Source organism: Microbacterium enclense (genome assembly GCA_038182865.1).
GTDB classification, from domain to species: domain Bacteria; phylum Actinomycetota; class Actinomycetes; order Actinomycetales; family Microbacteriaceae; genus Microbacterium; species Microbacterium enclense_B.
This window is the reverse complement of the sequence record CP116226.1, coordinates 2036145-2055978: the sequence shown is the minus strand read 5'-3', so window position 1 is coordinate 2055978 and position 19834 is coordinate 2036145. Positions and strand designations below refer to the sequence as shown.

The 19834-nt window shown below is 71.5% G+C and carries 18 protein-coding genes; 8 read left to right on the top strand and 10 right to left on the bottom strand.

All coding sequences use genetic code 11. The features are described 5' to 3' along the window. Positions 1-176: 176 nt before the first annotated feature. From araA to PIR02_09510, 3 genes are read right to left on the bottom strand one after another with little or no spacing between them, the layout of a single operon-like run. Positions 177-1688: an L-arabinose isomerase gene (gene araA / locus PIR02_09520; protein WZH38892.1), complete on the bottom strand. Its 1512-nt coding sequence runs from the start codon at positions 1686-1688 to the stop codon at positions 177-179. A 23-nt stretch (positions 1689-1711) separates the two neighbouring features. Beyond that, positions 1712-3379: an FGGY-family carbohydrate kinase gene (locus tag PIR02_09515; protein WZH38891.1), complete on the bottom strand. Its 1668-nt coding sequence runs from the start codon at positions 3377-3379 to the stop codon at positions 1712-1714. Beyond that, the gene (locus PIR02_09510) at positions 3376-4092 is read right to left on the bottom strand and encodes an L-ribulose-5-phosphate 4-epimerase (protein WZH38890.1); all 717 of its coding nucleotides are present in this window, start codon (positions 4090-4092) and stop codon (positions 3376-3378) included. Before PIR02_09510 ends, PIR02_09515 begins: the two co-directional genes overlap by 4 nt. Before the next feature lie 551 nt (positions 4093-4643). Between PIR02_09510 and PIR02_09505 the strand changes: the two genes are divergently transcribed. Next, entirely contained in the window at positions 4644-5198 is a 555-nt protein-coding gene (locus PIR02_09505; GenBank protein WZH38889.1) for an AAA family ATPase, read from the top strand. A 368-nt stretch (positions 5199-5566) separates the two neighbouring features. Here PIR02_09505 and PIR02_09500 read toward each other — a convergent pair whose 3' ends face one another. Then, positions 5567-6535, bottom strand: a complete 969-nt coding sequence (locus PIR02_09500) for a substrate-binding domain-containing protein (protein WZH38888.1) — start codon at positions 6533-6535, stop codon at positions 5567-5569. Positions 6536-6601: 66 nt separating this feature from the next. On the opposite strand from PIR02_09500, the gene PIR02_09495 reads away from it, so the two are divergent. Next, positions 6602-7495: a hypothetical protein gene (locus PIR02_09495; protein ID WZH38887.1), complete on the top strand. Its 894-nt coding sequence runs from the start codon at positions 6602-6604 to the stop codon at positions 7493-7495. Positions 7496-7514: 19 nt separating this feature from the next. Here PIR02_09495 and PIR02_09490 read toward each other — a convergent pair whose 3' ends face one another. The 5 genes from PIR02_09490 to PIR02_09470 all read right to left on the bottom strand — a co-directional run bounded on the left by PIR02_09490 (position 7515) and on the right by PIR02_09470 (position 12364). Then, positions 7515-7664 (bottom strand): hypothetical protein, encoded by a 150-nt coding sequence (locus tag PIR02_09490; GenBank protein WZH38886.1) that lies wholly within the window; start codon positions 7662-7664, stop codon positions 7515-7517. A gap of 53 nt (positions 7665-7717) precedes the next feature. After that, on the bottom strand, positions 7718-9109 hold the full coding sequence (gene xylB, locus PIR02_09485) for a xylulokinase (protein ID WZH38885.1): 1392 nt from the start codon (positions 9107-9109) through the stop codon (positions 7718-7720). A gap of 396 nt (positions 9110-9505) precedes the next feature. Further along, complete coding sequence (gene xylA, locus PIR02_09480) at positions 9506-10693, bottom strand: xylose isomerase (protein ID WZH38884.1); 1188 nt, start codon at positions 10691-10693, stop codon at positions 9506-9508. Between the two features lie 103 nt (positions 10694-10796). Next, positions 10797-11693 (bottom strand): alpha/beta hydrolase, encoded by an 897-nt coding sequence (locus tag PIR02_09475; GenBank protein ID WZH38883.1) that lies wholly within the window; start codon positions 11691-11693, stop codon positions 10797-10799. Between the two features lie 185 nt (positions 11694-11878). Continuing rightward, entirely contained in the window at positions 11879-12364 is a 486-nt protein-coding gene (locus PIR02_09470; protein WZH38882.1) for a glutathione peroxidase, read from the bottom strand. A gap of 107 nt (positions 12365-12471) precedes the next feature. Here PIR02_09470 and PIR02_09465 point away from each other — a divergent pair, with 107 nt between their 5' ends. Then, positions 12472-13602: an ROK family protein gene (locus tag PIR02_09465; GenBank protein ID WZH38881.1), complete on the top strand. Its 1131-nt coding sequence runs from the start codon at positions 12472-12474 to the stop codon at positions 13600-13602. Positions 13603-13767: 165 nt separating this feature from the next. After that, a complete protein-coding gene (locus tag PIR02_09460; GenBank protein WZH38880.1) occupies positions 13768-15015 on the top strand; it encodes a D-arabinono-1,4-lactone oxidase in 1248 nt (415 codons plus the stop codon). A gap of 236 nt (positions 15016-15251) precedes the next feature. Here the strand turns inward: PIR02_09460 and PIR02_09455 are convergent, their stop codons facing one another. Further along, positions 15252-15980 carry an SDR family oxidoreductase gene (locus tag PIR02_09455; protein ID WZH38879.1) on the bottom strand — a complete coding sequence of 243 codons (729 nt, stop codon included), beginning with the start codon at positions 15978-15980 and terminating at the stop codon, positions 15252-15254. Positions 15981-16217: 237 nt separating this feature from the next. Here PIR02_09455 and PIR02_09450 point away from each other — a divergent pair, with 237 nt between their 5' ends. From PIR02_09450 to PIR02_09435, 4 genes are all read left to right on the top strand, one after another. Beyond that, complete coding sequence (locus PIR02_09450; GenBank protein WZH38878.1) at positions 16218-16916, top strand: nucleoside/nucleotide kinase family protein; 699 nt, start codon at positions 16218-16220, stop codon at positions 16914-16916. Then, on the top strand, positions 16913-17689 hold the full coding sequence (locus PIR02_09445; protein WZH38877.1) for an ATP-binding cassette domain-containing protein: 777 nt from the start codon (positions 16913-16915) through the stop codon (positions 17687-17689). The genes PIR02_09450 and PIR02_09445 overlap by 4 nt, the downstream gene beginning before the upstream one ends. Beyond that, a complete protein-coding gene (locus PIR02_09440) occupies positions 17686-18768 on the top strand; it encodes an ABC transporter permease (protein ID WZH38876.1) in 1083 nt (360 codons plus the stop codon). Before PIR02_09445 ends, PIR02_09440 begins: the two co-directional genes overlap by 4 nt. 61 nt (positions 18769-18829) lie before the next feature. Continuing rightward, positions 18830-19819 carry an ABC transporter substrate-binding protein gene (locus PIR02_09435; protein ID WZH38875.1) on the top strand — a complete coding sequence of 330 codons (990 nt, stop codon included), beginning with the start codon at positions 18830-18832 and terminating at the stop codon, positions 19817-19819. The last annotated feature ends 15 nt before the right edge of the window (positions 19820-19834 follow it).

The following is a 19834-nucleotide window of genomic DNA, read 5'->3' as shown; positions in this document are numbered from 1 at the left end:
TGCGTGGGGAGCACATGAGAAATGCCCCGGAGCCGCGGCAGCCCACCGCCACCACGAGTCCGGGGCACGATCCGCACACCGGTCGAGCCGATGCACGGCACGCGCCCCGAGAGAGCGAGGCGCGTGAGTGCCGCACCGCCCCCGGGCCGATCAAGAACCCGGGGACGGCGGGGGTCTTACAGGCCCTGGGCCAGGCGGTAGTACGCCTGGTTCCAGCGCAGCTCGCTCTGGAAACCACGGACCGTCGTGTCGTCGTCGATGACCACGAGCTCGGTCTTGGCGATCTCGGCGAAGTCGCGGAACACCTCGATGCCCACGGCCGTCGTCATGACGGTGTGGTGGGCGGCACCGGCCGCGAGCCAGCAGCCGGCCGAGGTGGCGAAGTCGGGCGCGGGCTTCCACACGGCGCGGCCCACGGGGAGCTTCGGCAGGTCGGGGGCGTCGACGTTCTCGACGACGTTGGCCACGAGGCGGAAGCGGTCGCGCATGTCGCTCATCGCGACGACCAGCGCTGGACCCGCGTCGGCGGTGAAGACCAGGCGCACCGGGTCGTCCTTGCCGCCGATGCCCAGCTCGTGGATCTCGAGGCGGGGCTTCTTCGTGGTCAGCGAGGGCGAGACCTCGAGCATGTGCGCCCCGAGGATGCGCTCGTTGCCGGGCACGAGGTCGTAGGTGTAGTCCTCCATGAGCGACGCACCGCCGGGCAGGCCCGCACCCATGACGTTGGCGACCCGCACGAGGATCGCGGTCTTCCAGTCCCCCTCGGCGCCGAAGCCGTAGCCCTCAGCCATGAGGCGCTGCACCGCGAGACCCGGCAGCTGCTTCAGCGCGCCGAGGTCTTCGAACGACGTGGTGAAGGCACCGAAGCCGCCCTCCTCGAGGAACGAGCGCAGGCCCAGCTCGATGGCCGCCCCGTCGCGCAGCGACTGGTGACGCGCGCCGCCGGGGAGCAGCTCGTCGACGACGTCGTAGCTGTCGACGTACTCCTGCACGAGCGCGTCGATGTCGGCATCCGATGCCGCCTCGACGGCCTCGACCAGCTCGTTGACGCCCCACGTGTTCACCTGCACGCCGAAGCGCAGCTCGGCCTCGGTCTTGTCGCCCTCGGTGACGGCGACGAAGCGCATGTTGTCGCCGAAGCGAGCGAGCTTGAGGGTGCGGGCGGCGGTCCAGCCGGCGGCGGCGCGTTCCCAGTCCTCGATCCGCTGGCGCACGGCAGGGTTCGACACGTGGCCGACGACCGTCTTGCGCGCGACGCCGAGGCGCGTCTGGATGTACCCGAACTCGCGGTCGCCGTGCGCGGCCTGGTTGAGGTTCATGAAGTCGAAGTCGATGTCGTTCCACGGCAGCTCGACGTTGGCCTGCGTGTGCAGGTGCAGCAGCGGCTTCTGGAGGGCGTCGAGGCCGGCGATCCACATCTTCGCGGGGCTGAAGGTGTGCATCCACGCGATGACGCCGATGACGTCGTCGCGGCCGTTGATCTCCAGAGCCATGCGACGGATGCTGTCGGAGTCCTTCAGCACGGGCTTCCAGACGACCTTCACCGGGAGGCCGGACAGGCCCTCGACGACGGCCTGCGACTGCTCGGCGACCTGCTTCAGCGTCTCTTCGCCGTAGAGGTTCTGGCTGCCGGTGACGAACCAGACCTCGTAGCCGTCGAGGTCGTTCTTGAGCTTCGTGCGAGTCATATTGCTGTCCTTCGTGAGGGTTTTCAGAGGGATGCCACGGCGGCGGCCTCGACGGCGAGCCCGGCGCGGTAGCGGTCGAGGTAGGTCGAGAAGCCGGCGACGTCCGCCGGGTCGGGGTCGGCGGTGACGATGGGCGCGTCGGCGAAGACCGCCTCGCGCAGGTACGTGTCGAGGTCGCGGCCCTGACCGTCGACGACGTAGGCCGCGAGCACCGCGATGCCCCACGCGCCCCCCTCGGACGCCGTCTCGGCGACCGCGACGGGAGCGTCGAGGGCGGCGGCGAGGAAGCGCTGGGCGACGCCCGCCGTGCGGAACATGCCGCCGTGCGCGTACATCCTGTCGAGCTGAACGCCCTCACCATGGAGCACGTCCATGCCGAGCGCGAGCGTGCCGAAGACGCCGTACAGCTGCGCACGCATGAAGTTCGGCAGCGTGAGGCGACTGTCGGGCGTGCGGACGACGAGCGGGCGGCCCTCGTCGAGACCCGCGATGGGCTCACCCGCGAGGTGGTTGTACGCCAGCAGCCCGCCGGCGTCGGGCTCACCCGACAGCGCAGCGTCGAAGAGCGCCGCATACGTGGCATCCGGGGGCACCGGCGTGCCGGCGGCGGCCGCGAACGCGGTGAACATGTTCGCCCAGGCCGCGAGCTCGCTCGCACCGTTGTTGCAGTGCACCATCGCGACCGCGTCGCCCGCGGGCGTCGTGACGAGGTCGAGCTCGTGGTGAACCTCGCTCAGCGGGCGCTCGAGCACGACCATCGCGAAGATGCTCGTGCCGGCGCTGACGTTGCCGGTGCGGGGAGCCACGGCGCAGGTCGCGACCATGCCGGTTCCCGCGTCACCCTCGGGAGGAGCGAAGGGGATGCCGGGACGCAGGGTTCCGCTCGGGTCGAGGAGCAGCGCCCCCTCGTCGGTCAGATTCCCCGCGGAGGTTCCGGCGACGAGGGACTGCGGCAAGAGGTCCTTCAGCGCGGGCACGCGACCCGCGGCGAGCGCGTCGTAGCGCGCGACGAGCTCGGCGTCGTAGTCACCGGTGGCGGAGTCGATCGGGAACATGCCCGAGGCATCCCCCACGCCGAGCACCTTCTCGCCCGTGAGCTTCCAGTGCACATAGCCGGCGAGGGTGGTGAGGAAGCGGATCTCGGGCACGTGCGGCTCGGCATCGACGACGGCCTGGTGCAGGTGCGCGATCGACCAGCGCAGCGGGATGTTCACACCCAGCAGCTCCGTGAGCTCGGCGGCGGCGACGCCCGTGTTGGTGTTGCGCCACGTGCGGAAGGGGGCGAGCAGTTCTCCGTCGGCGTCGAACGCGAGGTAGCCGTGCATCATCGCCGAGACACCCATCGCGGCACAGCGCTCGGGGGTGACACCGAACTGCTGCTGCACGTTCTGGACCAGCTCGGCGTAGGCGGCCTGGAGGCCCTCCCACACGGCATCCAGGGAGTAGGTCCAGAGCTTGTCGGCGTAGACGTTCTCCCATTCGTGGGAGCCGGTTGCGATGACTTCGGCGTCGGGGCCGATGAGGCACGCCTTGATACGGGTGGAGCCGAGCTCGATGCCGAGGGAGGCGCGGCCTTCGGTGATGGATGCCGGGGCGTCGGGGCTGCCGCTCAGGGCGGGGCCGCTTACGGTAGCGGACTCCCTGCCCGCGGGGGCGACGGATGCCGCGGTGTCGGGGTTCTGCGCGTTCATCGGCGGTCGTCCGTGCTCTGTCCGTAGACGTTCTGGTAGCGGTTGTAGAGGGCGTCGATCTTGTCCTGCGGGATCGGGACGAGGGGGCCGGCCTCGCGCGCGATGTGGACGGTCCGGGCGACGTCTTCGAGCATGACGGCGGCCTTCACGGCATCCTTGGCGTTCGTGCCGATCGTGAACGGACCGTGGTTCTGCATGATCACGCCGCGCGAGCGGTGTCCGCGCAGGGTCTCGACGATGCCGCGGCCGATCGAGTCGTCGCCGATGATCGCGAAGGGGCCGACCGGGATCGGTCCGCCGAACTCGTCGGCCATCGCCGTGATGACGCAGGGGATCTCTTCGCCGCGAGCCGCCCACGCGACGCCGTAGGTGGAGTGGGTGTGCACGACTCCCCCGACCTCGGGCATGTGGCGATAGACGTAGGCGTGGGCCGCCGTGTCGCTCGAGGGGCTGCGCTCCGAGCCCGGGGTTCCGGGGATGGCGTTGCCGTCGAGGTCGCAGAGGATCATGTTCTCGGGAGCCAGGTCGTCGTACGAGACGCCGGAGGGCTTGATCACGAACAGATCGGCACCGGGCACGCGGCCGGAGACATTGCCGCCGGTCCAGACGATCAGGTTGTAGCGCACGAGCTCGGCGTGCAGCTTCGCGACGTCGGCGCGGACGGCGTCGATCGCCTCCTGCACCTCGGGCGTGAACGGGGCGGCGTCGGACACGCGGTCTCCTTCGACGGTGGTTCGGGTGATGGGGCGGCGCCCTCGTGTCGCAATGTTACCGGTAACATCGCGGCAGCGCGAGGGGGATTTCGCGCGGCGTGGGCGCGCGGCGCGCGGCGCGCGGCGCGCGGAGCACGGTGGCGGCGCGCGGTCGCGGCGCGCGGGGCACGGCGCGCGGTCGCGGCCCGCGGAGCACGGCGCGCGGTCGCGGCCCGCGGAGCACGGCGCGCGGTCGCGGCGCGAAGCACGGCGCGCGGTCGCGGCGCGCGAGATCACATGTCCGCTCCGGGATCACACGCTTCGCGCCGAAGGAACGTGCGACCTCGCGCCGAACCTGTGATCTCGGCGAAAGAAAGCCGGACGCCGTTCGGGTGGGGGTGGGGCGTCCCCGGGTCGCCGCCCCACGGCGCGACGGGTCGCGACGGACGACCGGGCGACGCCGAAGACGCACCGGTTTGCCGAGACCGCAGGAGATTCGCGCCGAACCAATGCGGTCTCGTCAATCACGTGCGGCCTCGGCGCAGCAGGGCCGCGCGCCGTACGGTGGACGGGTGCTCCTCGCCACCGACCCGCTCCCCCGGCGGCCGCGGCGCGTCGTCGTGGCCGGCGTCTCCGGCGTCGGCAAGACGACCCTGGCGGCGCGGATCGGGGAGGTGCTCGGCATCCCGCACACCGAGATCGACGCGATGTACCACGGTCCGGACTGGACGCCGCGGCCGGAGTTCGCCGCCGACGTCCGAGCGCTCGTCGCGCGCGAGGAGTGGGTGACCGAGTGGCAGTACTCCGCCGCACGACCGCTCCTGACCGTGCGAGCCGACCTGCTCGTGTGGCTCGACCTGCCGTTCGCAACGGTGACGCTCCCTCGCGTCGTCGCGCGGACGGTTCGCCGCCGCGTCCGCCGGCAGCCGTTGTGGAACGGCAACGTCGAGCCGCCCCTGCACACCTTCTTCACCGACCCGGAGCACATCGTGCGGTGGTCGATCTCGACGCGGAACATCTACCGGGAGCGGATCCCTCCTCTGGATGCCGAGCTGCCGATCGTGCGGCTGCGCACCGCGCGCGAGGCGGAGCGGTGGCTGGCCGGCCCGCTCCGCGCTGCGCGCTGACTCGGGAGCGCGGGCGGGCGTCGCCGCTGCGGCGGCGCGGGCCGTGCGAAACTCCGGAGTTTTCGACCGGGCGCGGGGGTTTGGCGGGGCGATTCGGGGCGATTTCTCCGGAGTTTGGCACGGCCTCCGCGTACGCCGCACGGGTCCGCGGCGTCACGAGTCCGCGCCGGCCCGCGCGGCGTCTGCCCGTGCGGCGTCTGCCCCTGCGCCGTCAGCCCTCGCGCCGTCTGCGCGCGGCGTCAGACCGCGCTCCGTCAACCCACGCGGCGTCAGCCCTCGCGCCGTCAGCCCTCGCGCCATCTGCGCGCGCCGTCAGCTCTCGCGCCGTCTGCGCGCGCCGTCAGCCCTCGCGCCGTCTGCGCGCGGCGTCAGATCGGAGGGGCGGTCGAATCCCGGACGACGAGCACCGGCGCGGCCGGCGCATCGGCGGCGTCCCCGAGCACGGCGGCGACCGCGTAGGACGCCTCACCCTCGACATCGAGGCGCACCGTGGTGAGCGCGGGCGTGTAGAAGGCGGCATCCGGGTTGTCGTCGAAACCGGTGAGCGAGACGTCGGCGGGGACCCGTATCCCGCGAACCGCCAGGCCCGCGGCGAGCCCGAGTGCCATCTGGTCGTTCGCCACCGCGACGGCCGTTGTGCCCGCGGCGACGCATCGGGCGATGGTCTCGGCGACCGCGGATCCCGACGCGGCGCTCCAATCCCCCTCGACACGATCCACGAGAGCGAGGTCGCGGCGCGAGACCGCGTCGGCGACGCCCGCCGTGCGGGCCAGCGCCTCGCGCCAGTCCGACGGCCCGGCCACTTCGACGATCCGCCGATGTCCGAGGTCGGCGAGATGATCCACGACGAGGGCGGCCGCGTCGCGCTGGCGGATCCCCGACTCGCCGTACAACGGCACGATCGGCACGTCGTACCCCTCGAGAGGAGTGGCTCCGTGTGCGGCGACCAGAACGATCCCGTCGACCCCTTGCGCCAGCAGATGGCGCACGGCGGCGTCGATGTCAGCGGGGTCGTCCGAGTCGGTGTAGGCGGTCGAGATCCACCGGCCGCGAGCCCGCGCGGCACGTTCGAGAGCCGCGATCCCCGCCGCGGGACCGTGCAGAACGGCATCGGATGCCACCACGCCCACCGTACGCGTGAGGCTCGTGCCGAGCGCTCGCGCGGCGTTGTTCACGCGGTAGTCGAGGGCCGCGACCGCGGCGAGCACGCGCTCACGCGTGGCATCGCGGATGCCGGGGTACCCGTTCAGGACGCGAGACACCGTCTGCGTCGAGACACCCGCCGCGGCGGCGACGTCGCGCACACCGCTGCGCTTGCTCCCGACCTCGCCGCTCATGGTCCCTCACAGTAGCGGCGCGCAACCCCCTCGGCGGTCGCCGGGGCTTCGGGGTGCTCTGGGGTCATGACCTCGGCCACCGGCATCCCGCCAGTCTCCCGTTCGCCCGTCGCACGCGTGGCCGGCGAGGCGCTGGCCGGAGCGTTCGCCGTTGCGCAACGGCTGCGGTCGCCGCGACCGATCCACAGCCGCGGGGTCGTGCTGCGGGGCGAGCTGAGCTGGATCCCGGATGCCGCCCCCGCCGGGATCGCGTTCATCGACGAGGCCCCGGCGGGGGCGCTGCCTGTCGTCGCGCGCGTCTCGCGGTCGCTCGGACTGCCCGCGCCGCTACCCGACGTCATCGGGCTCGCGGTGCGCGTCGACGTGAACGCGTGGGGAAGGGCGGACGCTCGGGGGGCGACGGACACGACGACGAACGAGACCGGTGCGGCGTCCGACGACGACGCCCCGCACACCGCTCACGCGGACCGTCGCGTCGCCGACATCGAGTTCGCCTCCACGGGGTGGAACGTTCCCGCCCGCTTCGCGCTCCTTCCGCACCGCCGGGCGGAACGGGCGCGGTTCGGCACGCTCCTGCCCGCACGGGGCACCCGCGGACCCGTCCTCCTCGTCGCTCGCACCGCGGCCGGGCGGCCCGCCGCCACGGATCCGCGGGAGATCGACCCGACCGACGACACCCCGTGGGTCCTGACGCTCGGCCACGCCACGCCGGCGGGACCGTGGCATCCGTTCGCCCGCCTCGAGCTCGGACTCGACCCCGACCAGGACGACCGGGGCCTGCGGTTCGACGCAGTGCGTCGGCCGATCCCGGGTGCACGATGGCCGGTGTGGGTGAGGGCCGCGCGGCAGCCGTCGTACGCGAGGGTCCAGCCCGATGACGCAGACCTCCGCAGGCCGGAGACTCCACGCGCGCCGGCCCCGGGCGGCATGACCCCGCCCGCCGTCGACGCGGCGACGTAGCCTCGCGGCCCCCGCGGCCTCAGCCCGCGACCGCCGGGACGTAGCGAGGGAGACCGTCGACCTCCCCGTCACGCACCCAGGTCAGGCCCTCCGCCTCCACGAGATCGCCGGCGGAGGCGACCTCGACGTCACGGCGAAAGGTCGGGGCGTCCAAACGAATGAGCGGCATGGCGTCACGCTACGAAGAGGGTCCGCGCGAGGCCAGCCCGTTGACGCAGCAGGTCACTCCTGCGCGCGCAGCGCCGCGACGACGTCGTACCGCTCGCGGATCTCCGGTCGGTGATCGACGTCGACCGCGCGCGTGGTGGCGACGGTCCACTCGACCGGACCCCCGGCCAGGACTCCGGCCGCCTGGCGCGCGGCGCCGAGCGCGACGTACTCCCCCGCCGCGGGGACGACGATCTCGGCGTCGAACACCTGTGCGGCGATGCGTGCGACCCCCTCGTTCGCCGCCGCGCCGCCGATCAGCAGGATCCGCTGCACCTCGACGCCCTGGGCCTGGATGGCCTCGAGACCGACGGCGAGACCGCTCAACATCCCCTCGATCGCTGCGCGCGCGAAGTTCGCGCGGTTCGTGGATGCCAGGGTCAGTCCGGTCAGCGACGCCTGCGCGTGCGGAAGGTTGGGGGTGCGTTCCCCCTCGAACCAGGGTACGAGCACGACTCCCCCGGCGCCCGGCTCCGCCTCGAGCGCGAGGGCGCCGAGCTCGTCGTGGGAGACGCCGAGGAGGCCGGCGAAAGCGTCGAGGACGCGAGCCGCGTTCAGTGTGGCGACGAGCGGCAGGAACTTGCCCGTCGCGTCGGCGAAGCCGGCGACCGTTCCGGTCGTGTCGCGAGTGGGCGCATCGGCAACGGCGAACACGGTACCGGACGTGCCGAGCGAGACGACGACGTCTCCGACCCCGGCTCCCAGGCCGAGAGCGGCTCCGGCATTGTCGCCGGCGCCCGGCCCCACGAGGGCTCCCCCGGGCACGGTACCGGCGCTCTCCCACGGGCCGAGCACGCGGGGCAGCACGGCCTCGTGCCCGAGCGCGCGCGCGAACAGGTCGAGGTCGTAGCCGTCGGCACCCCAGTACGCGGTGCCCGAGGCATCCGACCGATCGGTGACGAGCTCCTCGAGCAGGGCGTTGCCCGGACCGAATCCCCGCAAGCGCCACGTGAGCCAGTCGTGCGGGAGAGCGACGGCGGCCACACGCGCGGCGTTGTCGGGCTCGGCATCCCGCAGCCACCGCAGCTTCGTCCCGGTGAACGACGCGACGGGCACGGCGCCCGTGCGCTCGGCGTACTCCGCGGCTCCGACCTCGTCGATGAGGTCGCGCGCCGCCTGCGCCGAACGCGTGTCGTTCCACAGCAACGCATCGCGGATGACGTTCCCGTCGGCATCGAGCACGACCATGCCGTGCTGCTGCCCCGCGATCGAGACCGCCGCGACGTCGTCGAGGCCGCCCGCCTGGACGATGGCATCCTGGAGCGCGCTCCACCAGGCTTCGGGGTCGACCGCGGTGCCGGAGGGATGCGACGCGCGCCCCTCGCGCACCACGCGCCCCGTCTCGGCGTCGACGACGACGACCTTGCACGACTGCGTCGACGAATCGACACCCATGACGAGCGCCATGCTCTGCCCTTCTGTCTGCCGCGCCCTCTTCGGCGCTGCTCTCGTTGTTCTGTCTTGGCCTTGAGCGTCCAGGAAACACCGTAAAGGTGCACCCGGTTACGGCGGCGTTCCCTGAACGCTCAACGGCTGGATGCCGCCCCCGCCGGGTCGCGACACCGGTTGAGTGTCCGAAACACCCGGACGGATTTCGCGGCCGTCCGGGTGTTCTGGACACTCGGGAAGGAGTGCGGCGATGCGGGGGACGCGGCTCCGCGTGTGCGCGGCTCCGCGTGTGCACGGCGCCGTCGGACGCGGCGCAGCGCCGGACGCTGTGCCGAGGGCCGGGCACGAGGGCGCCGACCGCGGCGCGTCAGGCGGGAAGGGCCCGGATGCCACGGCATCCGGGCCCCGCGAGACTCAGCGTGCGCCGAGCAGGTGCTCGGTGGCGAGCTGCTGCAGGCGGACGAAGCCGAAGCCCTTGCCGCCGAGGTACACGTCGGTGTCGAAGTCCTCGTACGCCGAGCGGTCGGCGAGGAGGTCGTCGTACGACTCGCCCTCGTTGAGCGTCGGCTGGGCGAGCTCGGCGACCTTCGCGGCGGCGAGCGCCTCCTGCACCTCGGGGTCGGCGCGGAAGGCCGCGGCCCGCTCCTTCAGCAGCAGGTAGGTGTTCATGTTGGCCGAGACCGAGTCCCAGACACCCGTCTCGTCCTCGGTGCGCGACGGCTTGTAGTCGAAGTGGCGCGGGCCGTCGTAGGCGGGCACTCCACCCGGGCCGCCGTTCTCGAGCAGGTCGACGAGCGCGAAGGCGTTGTGCAGGTCGCCGTGACCGAACACGAGGTCCTGGTCGTACTTGATGCCGCGCTGACCGTTCAGGTCGATGTGGAAGAGCTTGCCGTGGTACAGCGCCTGGGCGATGCCGGCGGCGAAGTTCAGGCCCGCCATCTGCTCGTGGCCGACCTCGGGGTTCAGGCCCACGAGCTCGGGGCGCTCGAGCGAGTCGATGAAGGCGATCGCGTGGCCGAGGGTGGGGAGCAGAATGTCGCCGCGCGGCTCGTTGGGCTTGGGCTCGATGGCGAAGCGGATGTCGTAGCCCTTGTCGGTGACGTAGTCGCCGAGGAGGTTGACGGCCTCGCGGTAGCGCTCGAGCGCCTGGCGGATGTCCTTCGCGGAGTCGTACTCGGCGCCCTCGCGGCCACCCCACATGACGAACGTCTTCGCACCGAGCTCGGCAGCGAGGTCGAGGTTGCGCAGCACCTTGCGCAACGCGAAGCGGCGCACCTGGCGGTCGTTCGAGGTGAAGCCGCCGTCCTTGAAGACGGGGGCCGAGAAGAGATTCGTGGTCACCATCGGCACGACCACGCCGGTGTCGGCGAGAGCGCCCTTGAGGCGGTCGATCTGCGTCTGGCGCTCGGCATCCGTGGAGCCGAAGGCGAAGAGGTCGTCGTCGTGGAAAGTCAGTCCGTAGGCGCCGAGCTCGGACAGCTTCTCGACCGCGTGCACGACATCGAGTGCCGGGCGGGTCGGGCCGCCGAACGGGTCGGCGCCGTTGTAGCCGATGGTCCAGAGTCCGAACGAGAACTTGTCATCGCGGGTGGGGGTGGGCATTCCTGCTCCTTCGCATGGAGACGCACGAGTGCGCGGTGACGCACGGCGGGTTTGTTGGTTCTCACAACATATACCCCGGATGCCACCGCGTCCAGCGCTCCGGTCAGATTCCCAGGGCCGCGTCGACGACGGCGAACACCTCCGGGTTCCACGTCAGCGCGCGCTCCCACGGCAGTCCGAATGCCTCGGCGAAGAAGATGCTGTGGACGTTGTCGCCGAACGCGTGGCGCTCGACCATGGGCAGCACCTCGACCGGCACGTCGTCGGCACGACCGCTGCGCAACGAGACGAGACCGTCGTGCGGCCACAGCTGCGTCGGCTCGGTCGCGGCGGCGAAGAACCCCGCCCCGATCGCCGTCACCGGAATGCCGTCGAGCACCCCCGCCTGGGCGTCGTTCCAGGCGCGAAGGAACCGCTGCGACACCTGCTCGGCTGCGCCCTGCGAATTCGCTGCGGCATAGGCCCGGGCCTCGGCGAGAATGCGGCGCGTCGCGGGGTCGCCGTGTGCGTCGGCATCCGAGATCTCGCCCGCGACGGCATCACCCAGGACCGCGCCGTCCCACGGCGTTCCGAGGGTGATCAGACGCTCGACACGCGGTCCGGTCGGAGCGAGTTCGCGGATCGCCGCCCGCGAGAACAGTCCGCCCATCGAGTGACCGACGAGGTCGACACGGGACACTCCCTCCTCCGCCGCGAGCCGGCGCAGGAATGCAGCGAGCGCGACGCCCGCATCGTCGATCGCGCCCACGGAGTTGACGGTGACGTCGGCGGGAAGCACGACGGGAACATCGCCGAAGCCCTGCCACCCGGCATCCGCCCGCACCTCTCCGACGCCGATCCGCGCCGGCGCGGTGAAGACGCGGACGCCGCGCTCGAGGAGGTGCGCACGAAGCGCGGTCAGGGTGTTGCCCGCGGCGAGCCCCGACCCGGCGGCATCCGCGGGCGTGGTGAACGGGGTGACGGCGGCACCGCCGGACACCAGGACGACGGCATCGGTCATGGGGACTCCTTCAGGATTCGGCCCGGGTGGAGCCGTTGAGTGTCCAAGAAACGCCGGAGAGCGCGGCGCCGTGACGGCGTGTCTTGGACACTCGACGGGGCGGGGCGCGCACGGGGCTCGGCGCAGGTGCGGGATCGACGGGGCGGCACGAGAAGCCGGCGCGGTGCGGCGCCCGGGTCATGGCGTCAGCGCGGCAGCGCGTCCTCGATCGCGGCGATGACCTCGGGGGCGTCGGGCTGCGTGCGGGGGCTGAAGCGCGACACCCGGCCGTCGGGGGCGACGACGAACTTCTCGAAGTTCCACGAGATGCGGCCCGTCTTGCCCTCGGCATCCGGGGTCGAGGTGAGCTCTTTGTAGAGCGGATGCGCGCTGCGTCCGTTGAGCTTGACCTTCTCCGACATCGGGAACGTCACGCCCCAGGTCGCCGAGCAGTACTCGGCGATCTTGTCTTCGTCGCTGAGCTCCTGCAGGAACTGGTTGCTGGGGAAGCCGATGACGGTGAATCCGCGGTCGGCGTAGCGCTTGTGCAGCGCCTCGAGCGTCTCGTACTGCCCCGCGAGACCGCAGCGCGAGGCGACGTTGACGACCAGGGCCGCCTTGCCGTCGGAAAGGTCGCCGAACGTCGTCTGCTCGCCGCGGATGGTCGTGATCGGGATGCCGGAAAGGTCCATGTCTCGATCCTGGCACCGCCGACACGGCCCGGGGTGGGAGTTCTCGATGCGTCTCGCGCCCGTGGCACAGTGGACGAATGGCGACAGCGGGAACTCGCGGTGACGGCATGCGCCGCGCCAACCTCTCGCTCGTGCTGCGCACCGTGCACCGCGAGGGTCCGCGTTCGCGCGCCGCCCTCACCGAGGCGACGGGACTGAACCGCTCGACGATCGCCGACCTCGTGGGTGAGCTGCAGCGGGCGGGGCTCGTGATCGAGCGCGCGTCCGACGCCCAGGGCCGGGTCGGGCGCCCGTCGCCTATCGTGACGCCCGACCCCCGGGTGGTCGCCCTCGCGGTCAACCCCGAGGTCGACGCGCTCGACATCGGCGCGGTCAGCCTGGACGGCACCGTCGTCGTCCGAGAGCGGATCGAGCAGTCCGCGCTGCTGACGCCGGCGCGGGTAGCCGAGCTCGCGGCCGAACGCCTGTCGGTGTGGCACCGCGGCCCCCTGGCTGACTTCCGGATCGTCGGGATCGGTGCCGCCGTGCCCGGCCCGGTCCGCGCCTCGGACGGCGTCGTGCGCGAGGCGCCTCACCTCCGCTGGATCGAGGCACGTCTCGGCGTCATGCTCGCGGATGCCACCGGGTTCCGCGCTCACGTCGGCAACGACGCAGCCCTCGGGGCCCTCGCGGAGTACCTGTTCGGCGCGGCACGCGGTGCGCACGACGTGGTCTACCTCAACGGCGGCGCGAGCGGCATCGGCGGCGCGGTCATCGTGGGGGGAACCCCCCTCGGCGGTGCGGGCGGGTACGCCGGAGAGTTCGGCCAAAACCGGCCCGGCATCGCCGAGGCGGCCGACCGTCGCGCGCCGGGCGGCGTGCTCGAAGACGAGGTCAGCCGGGCGTTCCTGCTCTCGGCCGTGGGTCTCGAGGGCGGCGACGATGCGACCCTGGCCGCCGCCCTGGCATCCGCATCCGCCCCCGCCGTCGTGGCCGAGGTGGACCGGCAGCGGAGGATCCTCGCGACCGCGCTCGCGAACGCCGCGAACGTGCTGAATCCGGCGGTGATCGTGCTCGGCGGATTCTTGGCCGTCCTGGCGGCACGCGACCTCGAGGGACTCGACGCGGCCGTCCGCGCGCAGACGATCCCCGCCTGCGCCGAGGGACTGCGCCTGGCCGTGGCCGAGCTGGGCGAGGACCGCTTGCTCGTGGGCGCCGCCGAAGCGGTGTTCGAGGCCGCGCTGTTCCCGGGGCGCTGACGCGCGCCTTCTGTCCGCGACGTCACGCTCGGTGAGGAGCGGAGGAGGAGGGACGAGCGGAGGATCCCCGCGGCGATATCGTTCTCCGCCCATCCCCGCCCCTCCCGTCGTCACGCGACGGGGACGTCCGCCCACGATGCCGGCGGCACGGTGCAGGATGGAGGCGTGACCCAAAGACGCGACGCCGGCACCACCTGGTCGGGCAACCACCGCTACCGCGCGACCGAGGTGCTCCTGCCCGGTGACCTCGATGAGCTCGCCGAGGTCGTGGCATCCGCCGACGCCCTCCGGGTCCAGGCGACGCGGCACACCTTCAACGACATCGCCGACTCCGAGGCCGCGCTCGTGTCGCTCGAGCGCCTCCCCACTCGCGTCGCCCTCGTCGACGACCGCGTCCGCGTCGAGGGCCTCGTCACGTTCGCGCAGCTCGCGCCTGTCATCGAGGCCGAGGGTCGCGCCCTGCACAACCTCGGCTCGCTCCCGCACATCTCGGCCGCGGGGGCCGCCGCCACCGGCACGCACGGCTCGGGCCTGCGAAACGGCAACCTGTCGAGCGCCGTCCGAGCGTTGGAGATCATGGATGCCGACGGCCATACGCACCGGATCGATCAGGCGCACGAGTGGTTCCCCGCCGCCGCTCTGGGGGTGGGCGCGTTCGGCGTCGTCACGGCCCTCGAACTGCAGACGGAGCCCACCTACGAGGTGACCCAGCAGGCGTACACCGGCGTCGCCTGGGACGACATCGCGGGCGACCCCGAGCGTGTGTTCGGCGGATCCCGCAGCGTGAGCGTTTTCACCACGTGGGGCGATCCGGCCCACGACCTCGTGTGGGCGAAGAGCGACGCCGGGGAACCCGGGTGGGTGGAAGATCTCGGCGGCCGCCCCGTCGGAGACGACATCCACCTCGGGCGCATCCGCACCGTCGACAACACGACCCCGCGCGGAACCGCCGGTCCCTGGCACACGCGTCTGCCGCACTTCCGTGCCGACGCCCTGCCCAGCGATGGGGACGAGATCCAGTCCGAGTACTTCGTGCCGTTCGCGTCAGCGGGCGCGGCCCTCGCGGCCGTCCGGGCGATCGCGCCGAGGTTCGACGCGCACCTGCTGGTCACGGAGCTGCGCACCGTCGCCGCCGACGAGCTCTGGCTGAGCCCGGCGTATGGGCGCGACGTCCTCGCGATCCACTTCACCTGGCGCAACGACACCGGCGGCGTCCTGGCCGTGCTCCCACACATCGAAGCGGCCCTGGCGCCGTTCGACGTCCGCCCGCACTGGGGCAAGGCGTTCACCATGCCGGGCGAGGCCGTGCGGGCGACGCTTCCCCGGGTCGACGACTTCCTCGCCGCGGCCCGTGAGGCCGACCCGCGCGGGGTCTTCCGCAACGAGTTCCTCGGGCGCGCGCTCGGGCTGTGACCCAGGGCGTGCCGAGGCTCCCCGACCCCGCCGCCCCGGGCCTCCTCGCGCCTCTCGTCGAGGCCCCGGCCCCGCCGCCCCGGGCCTCCTCGCGACTCTCGTCGAGTGTCCAGAACACCCGGACGCCGCGGAAAAACGTCCGGGTGTTCTGGACACTGAACGTGAAGCGACGGGCGGCGCGACAGTCACCGCGAAGCGGCGCCGCCCACCGCGACGCCGCCCCGCGGCATCCGGGATCAACGGCTCGAGTAGCCACCGTCGATCGGCAGCGAGACGCCCGAGATCATTCCGGCGCCGTCGCTGAGCAGGAACACGATGGGGGCGGCGATATCGTCTTCGGTCGCCCACTTGTGCAGCGGCATGGCCTCGAGGAAGGGGCCCTCGATGTCGGGGCGTCCCCAGTACCAGGCCGACATGGGAGTCATGACGACGGTCGGGTTCACGCTGTTGACGCGGATGCCGTAGCCGCCGAGCTCGAGGGCCGACACGCGCGTGATGTTGTCGAGCGCCGCCTTGGAGGAGCCGTACGAGATGTGCCCGGTGAGGGCCACGAGGCTGGCCTGGCTCGAGACGTTGACGATCGCACCACCCTTGCCGACGCGGATCATCTCTCGCGAGGCGTACTTGGTCACCAGCAGCGAGCCGCGCGCGTTGATGCTCATGACCTTGTCGAACACGTCGATGTCGGTGTCCATAGGGGTCGCGATCTCGCCGCCCCAGCCGCCGCAGTTGACGACGCCGTAGAGGTCGCGGCCCTCGATCGCGTCGCGGATCTCCTCTTCCGACTCGAGGTCGAACACGATGGGCTCGGCACCGGTCTCTTCGGCGATCCCGACGACGCTGTCGGCGGTGCGTCCCGCCGCGAGCACGGTCGCGCCGGCGGCGACGAGGTGGCGGACGGTGGCCCCTCCGATGCCGCCACCGGCGCCGGTGACGAGGATGGTGCGGTCGGTGAATTCGGTCATGGGGAGGCTCTTTCGCGGTCCTGGAGGTGTGGACGACATCGGTGTCGTCGCAGCCCATGATAACCACAGAATCACGCGGATGACTTCGGTGTCATGACGAATTGATCACGGGTGTTGACACCGGTGTCATGATGGGCATACCGTAACCGGAAGTTCGACCCCGGTGGGCCCCCACCGACACCGCTTCACCGACGCAGCACTCCGATGTGCGGCGCCGCCCGGAAGGACCACACCGCTGTGACCCACACCTCGGAACCCGACGCGACGACCTCCGCCGCGGACGTGCGCCTCGACGATCTCGTCGACCGCGCCCGGGCCCTCGCGGCGGTCGGCGAGCGTCGCGTGCTGGGTATCGCCGGCACCCCCGGCGCCGGAAAGTCGACCGTCAGCGACGCGCTGCTCGCCGCTCTCGGTGACGACGCGATCCTCGTGGGCATGGACGGCTTCCACCTGGCCAACGAAGAGCTCGCGCGCCTCGGACGCCGGGAGCGCAAGGGTGCCCCTGACACGTTCGACGTCGACGGGTACGTGGCGCTGCTCGACCGCATCCGCGCGGGTCACGCCGTCTACGCCCCACGCTTCGACCGCGGCCTCGAGGAGTCGATCGGCTCGGCGATCCTCGTCCCCGCCGCCGTCCCCCTGGTCATCACCGAGGGCAACTATCTGCTGCACGATGCTTTCGGATGGGATGCCGTGGCATCCCGGCTCGACGAGGTCTGGTTCCTCGACATCGACCCGGCCTCCCGCCGGGAGCGCCTCGTCGCTCGCCGCCTCTCCCACGGCCACCCCCACGACGAAGCCACCGCCTGGGTCCGCGACGTCGACGAGCGCAACGCCGTCGTCGTCGAACGCGGGCGCCATCGCGCCCACCTGATCGTCACCGTCTCCGACGCCCCCGCCGGCGGCATCGGCCACCACGAAGGAGCTTCCTCATGAGCACCACCACGACCGTGCCCGTGCTGCAGGCGCGGGGTCTGTCGCGTCAATTCGGATCCGTCCGAGCCCTCAACAACGTCGACTTCGAGGTCTACCCCGGCGAAGTCACCGCCCTGATCGGCGACAACGGTGCCGGCAAGTCGACGCTCGTGAAGGCTCTCTCGGGCAACCTCGCCGTCGACGAAGGCGAGATCCGCTTCGACGGTTCCCCCGTCGACATGTCGAACCCGCAGGTCGCCTCGAGCCTCGGCATCGAGACCGTCTACCAGGACCTCGCTCTCGCCCCCCACCTCGACCCCGTCCAGAACATGTACCTCGGCCGCGAGATCCGCCGCCCGGGTCTCGCCGGAGCCCTCGGGTTCATGAAGACCAAGGACATGGCCACCGCGTCGCGGAAGGCCTTCGACGAGCTGGGGGCCACCGTCCGCTCGCTCACCTCCCCCGTCGGCGAGATGTCGGGCGGTCAGCGCCAGGCGATCGCGATCGCCCGCGCCGTGCACTGGGCGTCGCGCGTCGTCTTCCTCGACGAACCCACCGCCGCCCTCGGCGTGCGTCAGACGAAGAACGTGCTCGAGACGATCCGGCGCGTCCGCGACAAGGGCATCGCGGTCGTCTTCATCTCGCACTCCATGCCCCACGTCATCGACGTGTCGGACCGCATCCAGGTGCTGCGCCTGGGCACTCGTGTCGCGAACGTGAGCGCGAAGAACACCTCCATGGAAGAACTCGTCGGACTCATGACCGGCGCCGTCACGAAGGACGACTCCCAGTGAGCACCCAGACCCCGCCGACCGAGACCGTCGCGATCGGCACCTTCGACAATCAGAAGGTCAACCCGCTTCGCGCCGTCCTGCGCACCCAGGCGTTCCAGATCCTCCTGGTGCTGGTCGCGATCATCATCGTTTTCAGCATCCTGGCGCCGGAATCATTCGCCCAGTGGACGAACTTCCGCCTCATCATCCAGAACGCCTCGATCCTCGCCGTCCTCGCGGTGGGAATGACCTACGTCATCATCACCGCCGGCATCGACCTGTCGGTGGGCTCCGTCCTCGTGTTCTCGGGCGTCGTGTCGGCGTTGGTCATGCGGGCGATGGGCGGAGAGGGCTGGGGCGTGGCCACCGTCGGTATCGTGGTGGCCGTCCTCAGCGGGATCTGCTGGGGTTTGCTGAACGGGTTCCTCATCGCGAAGGCGAAGATCCCCCCGCTCATCGTCACCCTCGGCTCCCTCGGTATGGCCCTCGGCCTCGCGCAGATCCTCACCGGCGGCGTCGACATCCGCGACGTCCCCACCGTGCTCACCGTCTCGATCGGCTACGGCAACGTCTTCGGATCGGTCCCGATCATCAGCGTCATCGCGCTCGTCGTGGTCGTGATCGGGGCGATCGTGCTGCACTACACCCGTTTCGGCCTGTACACGCTGGCCGTGGGGTCGAGCGAGATCGCCGCCCGTCGCGTGGGCGTCAAGGTCGACGCACAGCTGATCAAGATCTACACGATCTCCGGCGCCCTGGCCGGGCTCGGTGGCATCCTGTCGCTTTCCCAGTTCTCCACGACCGCGATCGCGGGGCAGTCGCAGACCAACCTGAACGTCATCGCGGCCGTCGTCATCGGCGGCACCTCGCTCTTCGGCGGCGTCGGCACGATCATGGGCACCGTCGTCGGCCTGTTCATCCCCGCGGTGCTGCAGAACGGCTTCGTCATCACCGGCGTGCAGCCGTTCTGGCAGCAGGTCGCCGTCGGCGCCGTGCTGATCGCCGCCGTGTACGTGGACCAGGTCCGCCGCTCCGCCGCTCTGCGCGGCAACTCGCAGGGCCTCTGGCGCAAGTTCCTCAGCGGAGGTCGGCGCGGCTGAGCCGCGGCGGCATCCCTTTCCCGCACCCCTCACAAACCCGACAACAAGAACGGTGATCACAATGAAGTGGAACAAGAAGGCGACCGCACTGACGGTCTTCGGCATGGCGGCGACCCTGACCCTCGCGGGCTGTTCCGGCGGTGCTGCCTCCGGCGGCGCGTCGGGCGGTGCCGACGGGGGCTACAAGATCGCGTTCGTGCAGGGCGTCGCGGGAGATGAGTTCTACATCTCCATGCAGTGCGGCATCGAAGCCGAGGCGAAGACCGAAGGCGCCACCGTCACCACCCAGGGCCCCGAGAAGTTCGACCCGACCCTGCAGAAGCCCATCGTCGACGCCGTCGTCGCCTCCAAGCCCGACGCCCTCCTCATCGCCCCCACCGACGTGTCGGCCATGCAGGCGCCGATCGCCGCCGCCGAGGCCGCGGGCATCAAGGTCGTCCTCGTCGACACCACCCTCGAAGACCCCTCCGGTGCGGTCTCGCAGATCTCCTCCGACAACGAGGGCGGCGGCGCCGCGGCCTTCGAGGCGATCCAGAAGGCCAACCCCAACGGCGGCAAGGTGCTCGTCGTCTCCACCGACCCGGGCGTGTCGACGACGGACGCCCGCGCCCAGGGCTTCGAAGACGCCGTGAAGAAGGACTCGAAGTTCACCTCGGTCGGCGTGCAGTACTCGCACAACGAGCCCTCCACCGCCGCCGAGATCGTCACCGCCGCCCTGCAGAAGGACCCCGACATCGTCGGCATCTTCGCCGCCAACCTGTTCGCCGCCGAGGGCTCCGCCACCGGCGTCCAGCAGGCGGGCAAGCAGGGCCAGGTCACCATCGTCGGCTTCGATGCCGGCCCCGCCCAGGTCAAGGCCCTCGAAGCCGGCACCGTCCAGGCCCTCGTCGCGCAGGAGCCCGCCACCATCGGCTCCGACGGCGTCAAGCAGGCCATCGCCGCGCTGAAGGGCGAGTCCACCGAAGCCAAGATCCAGACCGGCTTCACCATCCTCACCAAGGACAACATCACCACCGACGGCAAGGACGCGGTCTACAAGTCCAGCTGCTGAACGATCCCGGATGCC

Bases quoted from the DNA above. Each gene is read 5' to 3' on its own strand.
- araA (WZH38892.1), bottom strand. From the start codon at position 1,688: ATGACTCGCACGAAGCTCAAGAACGACCTCGACGGCTACGAGGTCTGG.
- PIR02_09515 (WZH38891.1), bottom strand. From the start codon at position 3,379: ATGAACGCGCAGAACCCCGACACCGCGGCATCCGTCGCCCCCGCGGGC.
- PIR02_09500 (WZH38888.1), bottom strand. From the start codon at position 6,535: ATGAGCGGCGAGGTCGGGAGCAAGCGCAGCGGTGTGCGCGACGTCGCC.
- PIR02_09495 (WZH38887.1), top strand. From the start codon at position 6,602: ATGACCTCGGCCACCGGCATCCCGCCAGTCTCCCGTTCGCCCGTCGCA.
- PIR02_09490 (WZH38886.1), bottom strand. From the start codon at position 7,664: ATGCCGCTCATTCGTTTGGACGCCCCGACCTTTCGCCGTGACGTCGAG.
- xylB (WZH38885.1), bottom strand. From the start codon at position 9,109: ATGGCGCTCGTCATGGGTGTCGATTCGTCGACGCAGTCGTGCAAGGTC.
- xylA (WZH38884.1), bottom strand. From the start codon at position 10,693: ATGCCCACCCCCACCCGCGATGACAAGTTCTCGTTCGGACTCTGGACC.
- PIR02_09475 (WZH38883.1), bottom strand. From the start codon at position 11,693: ATGACCGATGCCGTCGTCCTGGTGTCCGGCGGTGCCGCCGTCACCCCG.
- PIR02_09470 (WZH38882.1), bottom strand. From the start codon at position 12,364: ATGGACCTTTCCGGCATCCCGATCACGACCATCCGCGGCGAGCAGACG.
- PIR02_09465 (WZH38881.1), top strand. From the start codon at position 12,472: ATGCGCCGCGCCAACCTCTCGCTCGTGCTGCGCACCGTGCACCGCGAG.
- PIR02_09455 (WZH38879.1), bottom strand. From the start codon at position 15,980: ATGACCGAATTCACCGACCGCACCATCCTCGTCACCGGCGCCGGTGGC.
- PIR02_09445 (WZH38877.1), top strand. From the start codon at position 16,913: ATGAGCACCACCACGACCGTGCCCGTGCTGCAGGCGCGGGGTCTGTCG.
- PIR02_09435 (WZH38875.1), top strand. From the start codon at position 18,830: ATGAAGTGGAACAAGAAGGCGACCGCACTGACGGTCTTCGGCATGGCG.